General features: G+C 64.4%; 15 protein-coding genes. 5 read left to right on the top strand and 10 right to left on the bottom strand.

Features of this window, described 5'->3' with window-relative positions; genetic code table 11:
* Nucleotides 1-54: 54 nt before the first annotated feature.
* The 3 genes from CK224_RS08015 to CK224_RS08005 all read right to left on the bottom strand — a co-directional run bounded on the left by CK224_RS08015 (nucleotide 55) and on the right by CK224_RS08005 (nucleotide 2,557).
* Complete coding sequence (locus CK224_RS08015) at nucleotides 55-921, bottom strand: NAD(P)-dependent oxidoreductase (protein WP_095781351.1); 867 nt, start codon at nucleotides 919-921, stop codon at nucleotides 55-57.
* 104 nt (nucleotides 922-1,025) lie between these two features.
* A complete protein-coding gene (locus tag CK224_RS08010) occupies nucleotides 1,026-1,673 on the bottom strand; it encodes a helix-turn-helix transcriptional regulator (protein WP_095781350.1) in 648 nt (215 codons plus the stop codon).
* A gap of 8 nt (nucleotides 1,674-1,681) precedes the next feature.
* Nucleotides 1,682-2,557, bottom strand: coding sequence for a S1C family serine protease (locus tag CK224_RS08005; RefSeq protein ID WP_095781349.1), 876 nt, complete (start codon nucleotides 2,555-2,557; stop codon nucleotides 1,682-1,684).
* A gap of 170 nt (nucleotides 2,558-2,727) precedes the next feature.
* On the opposite strand from CK224_RS08005, the gene CK224_RS08000 reads away from it, so the two are divergent.
* Nucleotides 2,728-3,675, top strand: coding sequence for a trypsin-like peptidase domain-containing protein (locus CK224_RS08000; RefSeq protein ID WP_095781348.1), 948 nt, complete (start codon nucleotides 2,728-2,730; stop codon nucleotides 3,673-3,675).
* A gap of 15 nt (nucleotides 3,676-3,690) precedes the next feature.
* Here the strand turns inward: CK224_RS08000 and CK224_RS07995 are convergent, their stop codons facing one another.
* The gene (locus CK224_RS07995; protein ID WP_095781347.1) at nucleotides 3,691-4,116 is read right to left on the bottom strand and encodes a VOC family protein; all 426 of its coding nucleotides are present in this window, start codon (nucleotides 4,114-4,116) and stop codon (nucleotides 3,691-3,693) included.
* Between the two features lie 66 nt (nucleotides 4,117-4,182).
* On the opposite strand from CK224_RS07995, the gene CK224_RS07990 reads away from it, so the two are divergent.
* A complete protein-coding gene (locus tag CK224_RS07990) occupies nucleotides 4,183-4,809 on the top strand; it encodes a TetR/AcrR family transcriptional regulator (protein ID WP_095781346.1) in 627 nt (208 codons plus the stop codon).
* On the opposite strand, the gene CK224_RS07985 is transcribed toward CK224_RS07990, so the two are convergent.
* Nucleotides 4,751-5,698 carry a LysR family transcriptional regulator gene (locus CK224_RS07985; RefSeq protein ID WP_066994956.1) on the bottom strand — a complete coding sequence of 316 codons (948 nt, stop codon included), beginning with the start codon at nucleotides 5,696-5,698 and terminating at the stop codon, nucleotides 4,751-4,753. The genes CK224_RS07990 and CK224_RS07985 overlap by 59 nt on opposite strands.
* A 110-nt stretch (nucleotides 5,699-5,808) precedes the next feature.
* Between CK224_RS07985 and CK224_RS07980 the strand changes: the two genes are divergently transcribed.
* The 3 genes from CK224_RS07980 (at nucleotide 5,809) to CK224_RS07970 (ending at nucleotide 7,735) form a co-directional block, all read left to right on the top strand.
* Complete coding sequence (locus tag CK224_RS07980) at nucleotides 5,809-6,453, top strand: FMN-dependent NADH-azoreductase (RefSeq protein ID WP_066994627.1); 645 nt, start codon at nucleotides 5,809-5,811, stop codon at nucleotides 6,451-6,453.
* A 66-nt stretch (nucleotides 6,454-6,519) separates the two neighbouring features.
* Entirely contained in the window at nucleotides 6,520-6,645 is a 126-nt protein-coding gene (locus CK224_RS32325) for a hypothetical protein (protein WP_280940543.1), read from the top strand.
* A gap of 157 nt (nucleotides 6,646-6,802) precedes the next feature.
* The gene (locus CK224_RS07970; RefSeq protein ID WP_066994624.1) at nucleotides 6,803-7,735 is read left to right on the top strand and encodes a 3-keto-5-aminohexanoate cleavage protein; all 933 of its coding nucleotides are present in this window, start codon (nucleotides 6,803-6,805) and stop codon (nucleotides 7,733-7,735) included.
* A gap of 30 nt (nucleotides 7,736-7,765) precedes the next feature.
* Here CK224_RS07970 and CK224_RS07965 read toward each other — a convergent pair whose 3' ends face one another.
* The 5 genes from CK224_RS07965 to rpoD all read right to left on the bottom strand — a co-directional run bounded on the left by CK224_RS07965 (nucleotide 7,766) and on the right by rpoD (nucleotide 12,045).
* The gene (locus tag CK224_RS07965; protein ID WP_066994621.1) at nucleotides 7,766-8,059 is read right to left on the bottom strand and encodes an HlyU family transcriptional regulator; all 294 of its coding nucleotides are present in this window, start codon (nucleotides 8,057-8,059) and stop codon (nucleotides 7,766-7,768) included.
* Nucleotides 8,060-8,258: 199 nt separating this feature from the next.
* On the bottom strand, nucleotides 8,259-8,930 hold the full coding sequence (locus CK224_RS07960; RefSeq protein WP_066994618.1) for a PadR family transcriptional regulator: 672 nt from the start codon (nucleotides 8,928-8,930) through the stop codon (nucleotides 8,259-8,261).
* A gap of 144 nt (nucleotides 8,931-9,074) precedes the next feature.
* On the bottom strand, nucleotides 9,075-9,455 hold the full coding sequence (locus tag CK224_RS07955; protein WP_176477872.1) for a DCC1-like thiol-disulfide oxidoreductase family protein: 381 nt from the start codon (nucleotides 9,453-9,455) through the stop codon (nucleotides 9,075-9,077).
* 64 nt (nucleotides 9,456-9,519) lie between these two features.
* Nucleotides 9,520-9,813, bottom strand: a complete 294-nt coding sequence (locus tag CK224_RS07950; protein ID WP_066994615.1) for a GYD domain-containing protein — start codon at nucleotides 9,811-9,813, stop codon at nucleotides 9,520-9,522.
* Nucleotides 9,814-10,014: 201 nt separating this feature from the next.
* The gene (rpoD, locus tag CK224_RS07945; RefSeq protein WP_095781345.1) at nucleotides 10,015-12,045 is read right to left on the bottom strand and encodes an RNA polymerase sigma factor RpoD; all 2,031 of its coding nucleotides are present in this window, start codon (nucleotides 12,043-12,045) and stop codon (nucleotides 10,015-10,017) included.
* Nucleotides 12,046-12,242: the final 197 nt, after the last annotated feature.

The raw sequence follows: 12,242 nt of genomic DNA, 5'->3' as shown, positions 1-12,242 counted from the left end.
TCGAATCCGTCGAAAGGCAGGAAGGGCGCCGCGGAATGAGGCGGCCGCGGGCTTTCAGTAGATCCTTCTGACCTTCGTCGGCGAGTTGGCGAACACCTCGTCAGGCACGAAAAAATCGCCGGCAAGCTGATCCGCCGCGCCTGGCGCATAGGCCGAAAAGTCCGTGACGCCCTCTGCCCGCAGCACCTCTTCGTCGATGTAGAAATTGCCGGTCGCCTCGCGCGCCGGCCGCAGAAAGATCGCGCGCGCGGCATCGGCCATGATGTCGGGCGAGCGGCTCATCGCAGCCACCGTGGCGCCACCCAGGAGATTGCGCACGGCGGCCGTGTCGATGGTCGAGATCGGCCATAGCGAATTGACGGCGATGCCGTCTTTGGCGAACTCGGCGCTCATGCCGAGCGTGCACATGGACATGCCGAACTTGGCCATCGTGTAGGCGACGTGGTTCTTGAACCACTTGGCCTTCATGTCGAGCGGCGGCGCCAGATTCAGGATGTGAGGATTCTTTGCCAACTTCAGGTGTGGAATGCACATTTTGGACACCAGGAACGTGCCGCGCGTGTTGATCTGGTGCATCAGATCGTAGCGCCTCATGTCGGTCTCCAGCGTGCCGGTAAGCTGGATGGCGCTGGCATTGTTGACGCAGATGTCGATGCCGCCGAACCGCTCGACGGTCTTTGCCACCGCCTCGCCGACCTGAGCCTCGTCGCGGATGTCGCAAAGCACCGGCAGCGCCTTGCCGCCGGCCTGCTCGATCTCTTCGGCCGCGCTGTAGATCGTGCCCGGCAGCTTCGGATGCGGCTCGGCGGTTTTGGCCGCAATCGTTATATTGGCGCCGTCGCGCGCCGCGCGCAGCGCGATCGCCAACCCAATCCCGCGCGATCCGCCCGAGATGAACAGCGTCTTTCCCTTGAGCGACATGTCTCGGCTCCCTCTGCAACAGGGAGGCAACTTGCGCGGCGGGCAGCCGTGGCGCAAGGCCAAAGGCACCGGACCGAGGTTACGCAGCGTCGTGCTGAAAGGGTCTAGACCAGCACCAGCCCTTGCCGCATCGCGATGGCGATCGCATCGGTGCGGTTGGCGGCGCCGAGCTTGATCAGGATCGCGGCGACGTGGAATTTCGCCGTGTGGACGGAGATGTTGAGCCGACGGGCGATCACCTTGTTGGGCGCGCCTTCCGCCAGCAGTGCGAGCACTTCAGCCTCGCGCGGCGACAACGCCGCGCGGGGCTGGTTGTCGTCGGGCGTCTCGTCCTCGGACACCCCCGCGTGGAACTCGCCATGTGCACCAAGATCTGACGGTCCTGCCCGGCCGATGCGATAGCCGGTCGCCGCCAAGCGCAAGGCGGCGGCAATCAGCAGGCCGTCGGCGGACGCCGGCAGCGTCGCAAACACATTGCCGCCCGGCCTTTCATGGCCGGCGCGGCGCGACAGCAGCACACATGGCGTTGCCGGGCTCACGGCCCGGCTTTCCGAAGCAGCCTCATCGACCAAGGCGACATCCGCCGTTTGACCCATGCCGCTCCCGGCGAGGATCGGCAGCAGGTCCTCGCTCGCCGCAAGCGCATCGACCAGTTGCTCGGCTCGCGCCGCGTCGCCGAGCGCGATCAGCACCGTCAGCCGGTTGCTTGCCGGCTCCAGTCGAGCAATCGTTTGTATCGCGCTGCTTGCCATCGGCCCTCTCAGCTCAACGGCTTTTCGCCGATGGTGATCGAAACATCGCGCTCAGCGCCGCCACTCAAGATACCGAGCGTCACGGTGGTGCCGGCGCTGTCCGGCCCGAGCTTGCGGATAAGCTCGCGCGGCCCATGCACGGCCTCGCCATTCCAGGTGACGATGATGTCGCCGACATGCAGGCCGGCGGCTTTCGCCGGGCCGCTGTCGTCGAGGCTCATCACCATGGCGCCGTGGGTGTCGCTGTTGCGGATCGGGTGCAGCCCGGCACCGAGATAGCCGCGCGCGACATGTCCCTTCTGGCGCAGCGTCGCGACCGCCCGCTCGATCGTCTCGTAAGGCATGACCAGCGCCCGCCGGCGCGGCCCGAACAAGAGCATGCCGATCAGGCCGCCCTTGGCATCGAGCACCGGACCGCCCTCGAAGCGGCCGCCGGTGTTGATGGCCAGATTGATGCGGCGGTCGATCGCGCCGCCGCGCATCGAGCGCCAGGCGGACCCGACCTCGCCGACCGTGCCAAAGACCGCAAGTGCTGCCCCTTCGCTACTGCCGACGGCGATCGCCACATTGCCGGGGCGCACGGCAGCGGCCTCAGCCAGTTGCGGCAGACCGGCGGCGGCGGAAGCCGGCTTCAGCAGGGCAACGCCCGTCGAAGGGTCGCGGCCGGCAAGCTCGGCTTTCACAGTTTCGCCCGAGGCCAGCGTCAGCTCGATCTCCTCTCCGGCTTCGACCGCTTCCTCCGCGGTAACAAAGAAGCCGTCGCGCCAGTGGAAGGCGCTGGCGGTGCGGTGGTGATGCGTAGCGAAGCTTGCCAGCGCCGGCGCGGCGGCCGCCGCGACATCGGCAACGGCATCGGAAAAGGCACTGAGGTTGAAGTTGCTCATATCGATGATCTCCTGGGTTCTGTGACCCAGATATCGCTCCATGGCGCTGCCGCGGATACTCGCCTGACGGCTAGTCGAGTGCCTGACTGGCCATGTGGTCAGGTCGCGGCAATTGCTGCCGCTCCGCACATATAGGCATCGTTTGCGCCAGATCACACGGGAGCCCACCCATGGCCTTCGCCGCCGAAAAACTCCAATCCGATGACGCCTTGCTCGACGCCTACTCGGCGACGGTCGCCGACGCCGTCGATCGAATCGGACCGGCCGTCTGCCGCATCGAGCGCATTGGTGCCGGCGGCCATGGCTCGGGCTTCGTGATCGCTCAGGACGGGCTGGTCGTCACCAATTTCCACGTCGTCGGCGACGCCCGCGACGTTCGGGTCACGATGCCGGATGGCGCTTCGCGCGAGGGGCGCGTGCTTGGCCGCGACCCCGACACCGACATCGCGCTGGTGCGCGCCGACGGCAGCTTTGCCGACGTCGCCCCGCTCGGCGATTCCAAGCGCCTCAGGCGCGGCCAGATCGCGATCGCCATCGGCAATCCGCTCGGCTTCGAATGGACCGTCACCGCCGGCGTCGTCTCGGCGCTCGGCCGCTCGATGCGCGCCTCGACCGGCAGGCTGATCGACGACGTCATTCAGACCGATGCCGCGCTCAACCCCGGCAATTCCGGCGGACCGCTGGTGTCGTCGGCCGGCGAAGTCATCGGCGTCAACACCGCCATGATCCACGGCGCGCAAGGCATTGCCTTCGCGGTCGCCTCCAACACCGCCAATTTCGTCATTTCCGAGATCATCCGCTTCGGCCGCGTGCGCCGCGCCTTCATCGGCGTCTCTGCCGATACGACCAACCTGCCGCGCCGTGCCGCACTTCTCTCGCAGGTCACGACCAACACGGCCGTGCGCCTGCGCAGTGTCGAGAAGAACGGCCCCGCCGCGAGGGCTGGCCTGAAGGAAGGCGACATCGTCGCCGCTATCGACGGCCGGCCGGTCACCGGCGTCGATGATCTCGTGCGCATGCTCGACGCCGAACGTATCGGTCGCGAGACGCTCTGCACCGTCGTGCGCCGCACCGGCGTCAGCCAGATCGCCGTGACGCCGGTGGCGCGGACGAACTGAGACCCGCTGACTGGCCTAGCTCCCGGCCGCGCCATTGGCGTATTGCGCCAGGAATTCTTCGCTCGGCGCAATAGGCTTGATCACGTCGATCAGTACGCCGTTGGGATCCTTGGTGATGAAATGGCGCTGGCCGAAGGGCTCGTCGCGCAAGGTGCGCAGGATCGGCAAGCCTGCGGCGACGATGCGCTCATAGACGGCGTCGGGATCGCGGACCTCGAAATTAATCAGCAGGCCGGACGTGCGTCCCCGGCCCTCCTCAGGGATCGTCTCATGGTCCCCGTCGACGATGCCGAGATTGACGCGGCGATCCTCGGCCGACTGCAGATGGACGTACCAGTCGCTGTCGAACAGCGCCTTGAAGCGGAAATGCTCGACATAAAAGGCGGCCGTGGCGGCGACGTCGCCGGTCATCAGCACCGGATAATAGCTGGTCGTCTTCATCTTTCTTTCTCCTGCCATCCGACATACAGTCTGTATGTAAATGCAAATAACATACAGGCTGTATGTATGCAACAAGAGTCTGGACGCCGCTCCAACCGCGACCGCACCGAGGCGACGCGCGCCGATCTGATCCGCGCGGCGCGCAAATTGTTCACGGAAAAATCCTATACGGAGACGGGCACGCCGGAGATCGTGGCCGCCGCCGGCGTGACGCGTGGGGCGCTCTATCATCATTTTGCCGACAAGCAGGCGTTGTTCGCCGCGGTCGTCGATCAGGAGGCAGCGACCGTCGCAGCGGAGATCGACCGCGCCTCGCCCGCCTCGCTCTCGGCCCGTGATGCCTTGATCGCCGGCTCCGACGCCTATCTCGCGGCGATGCGCGCGCCCGGCCGCACGCGGCTTTTGCTCCTCGATGGACCGGCCGTGCTTGGCCGCGCGGCGATGGACGAGATCGACAACCGCCACGGCAACCGCTCGCTGCGCGAAGGCCTGGTCGAAGCCATGCGCGCGCGCTCGATGGTCAAGCTGCCGGCCGAGGCGCTGACCGCCCTGCTGGCCGCCGCCTTCGATCGTGCGGCTTTGGCCATCGAGGCCGGCGCATCGGTCGAGGATTATCGCGCCGTGCTGATCGCGCTCATGGACGGCTTGTCTCCGGCTCCTCCTCCGTCCAAACGCCCGGTTCCAGCTCGTTGAAGCAGCCGAGCTGCCGCTTGAACTCGTCGATGAGCCACGACGCCGCCGGCTTGGGGCTCCGGTCGTTGCGGTGCATCGCGTACATCGGCGCACGCACCTCGCGATAAGGCTCGAGATCGAGCTCGACCAGCCGCCCGCTGGCGATGTCGTCGGCAATCAGCCAGCGCGGCAGCCCGCCCCAGCCGAGACCCTCACGCATCAGGGCGTGCTTGGTGCGCACGTCCGTCAGCCGCCAGGTGCGATAGGCAAACACGCCATAGTCGCGGCCCCGCGTCCGCTCCGACTGGTCGGAGACGACAAGCTGGATGTGGTCGCGCAGATCTTCGATCGCAATTGGCTTCGGCAGTTTCGCCAGCGGGTGGTCGGGTGCGGCAGCCGGCACCAGCGAGATGAAGCCGATGCGCAGCAGATTGACGTCCGCATCGCCTTGCAGGCCGCCAAAGCCGAGGTCCGACTGGCCGTTGACGACCTGATCGACGATCAGGCCGAGCGAACCGATATAGAGGCGCAGCATCACCGCCGGGAACTGGGCCTCGAAAGCCTTGAGCACCCGCACGAGCGCCGGCGAAGGCAGCGCCACGTCGACCGACAGGCTCACTTCCGCCTCCAGCCCTTGCCTATAGCCGTCGGCGCGCGAGCGGATGCGCTGCAGCACGCCGATCATGCGCCGCGCGTCCTCCAGCATGGCCTTTCCGACATCGGTCAGTTGGGGCTCGCGCAGGCCTTCGCGCTCGAACAGTTTCAGGCCCAGTTGCGCTTCCAGGTTCGCGATGCCGTAGCTCACCACCGACTGCGCCCTGTTTAGCTTGCGCCCCGCGGCCGAGAAGCTGCCGGTGTCGGCCACCGCCACCAGGATCTGCAATTGGTCGAGCGTCGGATTTGGCTGCATGATCAATCCACATTCTCGATGGATACTATGCAAATAATACCAGTTTTCCGGATAGAGCGGCAACCCCATATTGGACGGGAAAGTCAATCCAACCCAAAGGGGACACCGCCATGTCCATACTGCTTGTTACCTCCAGCCCGCGCGGCGCCGCCTCGCACTCGACCCGCGTCGCCACCGATCTTGCTCAGAAGCTGGTCGCCGCCGATCCGTCCAACACACTTGTCGTGCGCGACTTGGTCGCCGATCCGCTGCCGCATATCGATCCTGACTATGCCACCGGCATCTACACCCCGGCCGAGGCACGCAGCCCGCGTCAGGCCGAGGTGGTCGGCGTATCCGATGCGGTGCTCGACGAGCTGTTCGCGGCTGACACGATTATCCTCGCCACCGGTTTCATCAACTTCAACATTTCCTCGACGTTGAAGTCGTGGATCGACCACGTCGCACGCTCGGGCAGGACTTTTGCTTATGGTGAGAATGGCCCGAAGGGCTTGGTCGCCGGCAAGAAGGTCTATATCGTGCTTGCTTCGGGCGGCATCTATTCCGAGGGTGCCGCGGTGCAGATGGATCACGCCATCCCCTACCTGCGCGGCGTGCTTGCCTTCCTGGGCATGACGGACGTCGAAGTGATCCGCGTCGAAGGCGTCGGCATGGGCGCCGACGCGGTTACCGCCGCGCTTGCCAAGGCGACCGCCAAGGTGGATGCGATCGCTGCCGCGGCTGCTAACGCGGACGGGATCGCCGTGGCCGCGTAATCATTGCCCTGAGAATGAAGATACCCTGAGAATGACAAGGCGGGCGCCGATTGGCGCCTGCCTTTCTTGCATGTTCGTCAAGCCGTCCCGATCTGGAACGACTGTTTCTTCCCGCTGGTGCTGATCACCTTCGACAATTTGAGGAAACTGCCCCAGGGCCTGACGGTGTTCGTCGGATTCACCGCCGACTAGCTGTTCACCGGGCTGACACTGGCGGCGCTGCCGAGTACCCTGTTCTATGTCGTGCCGTCGAAGCGGTTCATTGCCGGCATCACCCAAGCGGTCGAACAGGACGCGGTCGAACAGGGCGCGGCCGAATAGCGAAGAGATCAGATCAGGGCATCAAAAAGTGGCAAGCCAGAACAAGATCATCATCACCTGCGCGGTCACAGGCTCGATCCACACGCCGTCAATGTCGCCGCACTTGCCGGTGACGGCCGAGGAGATCGCGACCGCCGCTATCGAGGCGGCCGAGGCGGGTGCCGCGATCGTCCACCTTCATGCCCGCAATCCGGTCGACGGACGCCCCGACCAGTCGACCGAGGCGTTCGCCCCTTTCCTGCAGGTCATCAAGCAGCGCTCCAACTGCGTCGTCAACATCACCACCGGTGGTGCGGCGACGATGAGCGTGGAGGAACGCGTCAGGCCCGCGAAAGTCTTCGCGCCCGAGGTCGCCTCGCTCAACATGGGCTCGATGAACTTCGCGCTGTTTCCGATGCTGGAGCGCTTCAAGACGTTCGAGCATGAGTGGGAGCGGCCCTATCTCGAATCGTCGCGCGACCGGATCTTCCGCAACACTTTCGGCGATATCGAGCACATATTGCGCACCTGCGCCGACAACGGCACGCGCTTCGAGATCGAGTGCTACGACATCGGCCATCTCTATACCCTGGCGCATTTCGTCGAGCGCGGGCTGGTGAAGGCACCGTTCTTCGTCCAGAGCGTGTTCGGCATCCTCGGCGGAATCGGCACGCATCCGGAGGACGTCGCCCATATGAAGCGCACGGCCGATCGGCTGTTCGGCAACGAATATCACTGGTCGGTGCTGGGCGCCGGCCGCCACCAACTGCCGATCGCCACGCAGGCGATCGCGCTGGGCGGCAATGTGCGGGTTGGCCTGGAGGACTCGTTATGGATCGGCAAGGGCAAGCTTGCGCGCTCGAGCGCCGAACAAGTAACGAAGGTCCGCCAGATCATCGAGGGCTTCGGCGCCTCGATCGCCACGCCCGACGAGGCGCGGCACATCCTGCAGCTGAAGGGCGGCGACAAAGTCGCGTTCTGATCCCGACAAAAACGGACCCCGCGGCAACGCCTATCCGAACATCCGCTCGCCCTGCTCGTCGACGAGCTGGATGCCCTTCTTGATCGAGATGTCGACCGCATCGTCCAGCCCGGCGAAACGGTCGGCGCGGATGAAGCGGTGCTCCTTCATCACGCCGTCCACTTCCTTGGAGACGATGCCGCAGGTCTGGTACTGGCCGTCCGCCTTGTAGGGCGTGGCGCTGATCAGGAATCCCTTGTGCTCGACCTGCTTTGCCGGCTTCGCGGCTCCGGTGTCCGTCGCCTCACCACCGCCGCCGCCGAAAAGACGTTTCAGAAAAGACATAGCGCATCCTCCAACGGCAAATCGTCCTGCATCACATAGCGTGCCGCAGGACGATTTTCACTACAGCATGATCCCGAAAACTGTGCAGCGGTTTCGGGAAGAGCATGCTCACAAAGATAAACGGGATGACTTTTGGAAGTCATCCCGCTTTGACGGTCATTGGTCGAGCCAGCAATAGCTCCTTCAGTGCCGGGGCGGCTCATCGACGTGAGAGGGCCTCGAGCGCTGCGGCGGCGTCTTCCAGAATGCTGATCGCCTCGGCCTGCTTGTCCTCCGGCGCATCGACAATATCGCTGAGTGCGGCGCGTAGGCGGTGGCGCAGTGCGCGGAACCGGTCGCGCTTTTCGTGACGGCCGCGCCGGCCGCCGTCCTCGCCCTCGTCGTTCCAGCCGAACCAGTCGCGAGCCTTGGCCATCTTGCGGCCGAACCGCTCGAGATGGTCGAGCACGTGATCGATCATCTCGCGATTTTGCTCAAGATGCGCCCTGCCCGCCTCGGTGATCGAGAACACCTTCTTGTTGCCTTCGCTTGACGAGACGGCATAGCCGGCCTCTTCGAGAAAGGTCAGCGTCGGATAGACCACGCCCGGGCTCGGGCTGTAGATGCCGCTGGTGCGTTCCTCCAGCGCCTTGATGATGTCGTAGCCGTGGCGCGGCGCCTCGGCCAGAAGCGACAGCGTGATCAGCTTGAGATCGCCGTCGGCCAGCATGCGGCCGGCGCGGAACATGTCGCCCGGACCGCCGCGGCCGCCGCCCCGCATGCCCTGCCCGAAGGGACCAAAGCCGCCGCCGCGACCGCCGAAACGACCGGCCATGTGCATGAACATGCGCTGACCGAAATGGTTGTACCCGAAGGGACTATGCTTGTGCATGGATCGCTCCTTGAGTTCTATCTTACGATATATCTTAAGTAGGCGGCGGCCGTTAAGTCAAGATATATCTTACGATGTATCTTCGTTGACGCCAAGCGAACCGCCAGGCGTCCGAAATGCGACGCCACGCGCTGCGAAAACCGGCTACCAGCGGCCTGTGCGGCGGTTCCAGGCGTAGAGAAGATCGGCCAAGCGATCATAGACAAAGCGCGTCAGCCGCAGCACGGCCGGATTGCCGAACAGGGTGGCCAGCCATCCCTCGCCAGGCGTGAGCCGCCAGACCGCGATCGCCACATCGGCACCGACCAGCAGCTTGCCCTCGGCATCGGTCGCATGCAGCCGACGGCGGACATCCTCGAGCGAGGCGCCGAAGGCTGAAAGCGCTTGCGGTTCGAAATTGATGTCGCGGAATTCGACGCGGCCGGACTTGACCGCTTCCATCAGCCGCCGTTTCTGGCGCTTGATGCCGGCATCGCAGACCGGGCAGCGTGTGTTGTACCAGACAGTCAGCAACGGTTCAGGCATCGCGCGACTATCGGCGACCGAGCGCGGCACCGCAACAGCATCGAGCCGGGCTGTTTCCGGCGTTCTACCCCAGCGAACTGATGATCTCGCGGTAGGCGAATTCCGGAAACGCCTTCATCGTCCGCGTCCTGACATTGCCGCCCGACGACAACATCAGCGCGAAGCGGGCAAGCACGGCATCGTCCGGCGCTTCGACAATGGCGACCATGTCGCATTCGCCCATGGTCAGATAGAATGCCTTGAACGATCCGCCCATTTCACCGAGCAGCTTCTTGGCGGCATCGAGCCGCTTCGGCGACTCCCGCACGTTCTTGGCGCCCAATTCGGTCCAGTTGATAAGCACGATGTAGGTTGTCATGGCACACCTCCCACCGGGAGCCACGGAGCGCGACGCCTGGCAGTTGCGACCGGCGTCCGGGGCGGGCATCCGGCTTGTCGCCCACAAATGCATCCGACCCTGAAATTATCCTCCTGTTGAGCAAGCCCGGCAAGGCGGCATAACAAATGACGGGAATGAAAAGGGCGCCGAGGCGCCTTTTTTCGTGTGTTGCGTTTCCGCTCAGCTGTCCAGGAAGCTTCTCAGCTTCCGCGAGCGGCTCGGGTGCTTGAGCTTGCGCAGCGCCTTGGCCTCGATCTGACGGATACGCTCGCGGGTGACCGAGAACTGCTGGCCGACCTCTTCCAGCGTGTGGTCGGTGTTCATGCCGATGCCGAAGCGCATCCGCAGAACACGCTCCTCGCGCGGGGTGAGCGAAGCCAGCACGCGCGTGGTCGTCTCGCGCAGATTGGCCTGGATCGCCGCGTCGATCGGCAGGATCGCCATCTTGTCCTCGATGAAGTCGCCGAGATGCGAATCCTCCTCGTCGCCGACCGGCGTTTCGAGCGAGATCGGCTCCTTGGCGATCTTCAGCACCTTGCGCACTTTTTCGAGCGGCATTGCGAGCTTCTCTGCCAGCTCTTCCGGCGTCGGCTCGCGGCCGATCTCATGCAGCATCTGGCGCGAGGTACGCACGATCTTGTTGATCGTCTCGATCATGTGCACCGGAATGCGGATGGTGCGCGCCTGATCGGCGATCGAGCGGGTGATCGCCTGCCGGATCCACCATGTCGCGTAGGTCGAGAACTTGTAGCCGCGGCGATACTCGAATTTGTCGACTGCCTTCATCAGGCCGATATTGCCTTCCTGGATCAGGTCCAGGAACTGCAGGCCGCGATTGGTGTATTTCTTGGCGATGGAGATGACGAGCCGAAGGTTCGCTTCCACCATTTCCTTCTTGGCGATCGCGGCCTCGCGCTCGCCCTTCTGCACCTGGTTGACGATCCTGCGGAATTCCAGAATCGAGATCGCCGTCTCGGTGGCGAGGTTCTGGATCTCGGCGCGCAGGTCCTTGATCGCGTCCTTCTCGTTCTTGGTGAATTCCTTCCAGCCGCGCGAGGTGAGATTCGCGATCGAGCGGGTCCAGTTCGGATCGAGCTCCGAGCCCTGATACTCCTTGAGGAACTCCTCGCGGCGCACGCCGTAGCTTTCGGCGAGCCGAAGCAGCTTGCCCTCGTTCTGCACCAGGCGCTTGTTGATGTCGTAGAGCTGCTCGACCAGCGCTTCGATGCGCGCGGTGTTGAGCGACAGCGACTTCACCGCCTTGATGAGCTGCTCCTTGAGCTCCTTCAGCCGGCGATCCTGGCTGGGCGAAAGCGTACCGGCAGCCGCCAGCCGGTTCTCGACCTGCTGGTCCTGCAGCTTGCGAAGCTTCTTGTAAGTGTCGGCGATGACGTCGAGCGTCTCCATCACCTGCGGGCGCAATTCCGCTTCCATCGCGGCCAGCGACAGGCTTGCCTCGTCCTCGTCGTCTTCCTCTTCTTCCAGCCCGCGCGTGTCGCCGCCGACATTGGTGATGTCGTCTTCTTCCTCGCGCGCCGCCGCGCGGCCGCGCGGCTTCTCTTCGGCCTTGGGCGCTTCCTCGACGCGTTCGACGACCGGCGCCTGCTTGGCCTCGGGGCCGGCATACGTCGCCTCGAGATCGATGATCTCGCGCAGCAGGATCTTCGATTCGTTGAGCTCGTCGCGCCAGATGATGATCGCCTGGAAGGTGAGCGGGCTCTCGCAAAGGCCCGCAATCATCGTCTCGCGGCCGGCCTCGATGCGCTTGGCGATCGCGATTTCGCCCTCGCGCGACAGAAGCTCGACCGAGCCCATCTCGCGCAGATACATGCGCACCGGATCGTCGGTGCGGTCGGTCGGCTCTTTCTTGGTGGTCGTGGTGGCAACGGCGGTGCCGGTCTGCTCGGCAAGCTCGTTGGCGTCTTCCTCGGAGTCGGCGCCCGCGTCGCCGCCTTCCGCCTCCTCGCCCTGCTCGTCGTCCTCTACGACGTTGATGCCCATGTCGGACAGCATGGCCATCGTGTCCTCGATCTGCTCGGATGTCACTTCCTCCGAGGGCAGCACCGAGTTCAGTTCGTCCATGGTCACATAGCCGCGCTTCTTGGCGGCCTTGATCATCTTCTTGACAGCATCATCGGAAAGGTCGAGCAGCGGGCCATCTGTGGCGCCTTCACGTTCGGTCTCGACCTCTTCCTTTTCCTTTGTCGCCATTCTTTGTCGTCTCCAAGCGGCCGAATATCGAAGCCGCGTAAGCTGCCGGACCGGTCAAACCGGATGCGCTCGCCCCAGAACGCTTCTTACCGGGCCACTGACCGCATCATCTCTTTTGTTTGCTGCCTGTCGTTGCCCCAAAACCGGTTCCACTTTTGGGCGACATGCATTAAGTCCAGATTAACCCTGGTATCTGT

The organism is Mesorhizobium sp. WSM3862, assembly GCF_002294985.1.
In the GTDB taxonomy this organism is placed as follows: Bacteria; Pseudomonadota; Alphaproteobacteria; order Rhizobiales; family Rhizobiaceae; genus Mesorhizobium.
The sequence above is the reverse complement of the archived record's forward strand: the minus strand, read 5'-3'. Positions and strand labels throughout refer to the sequence as shown.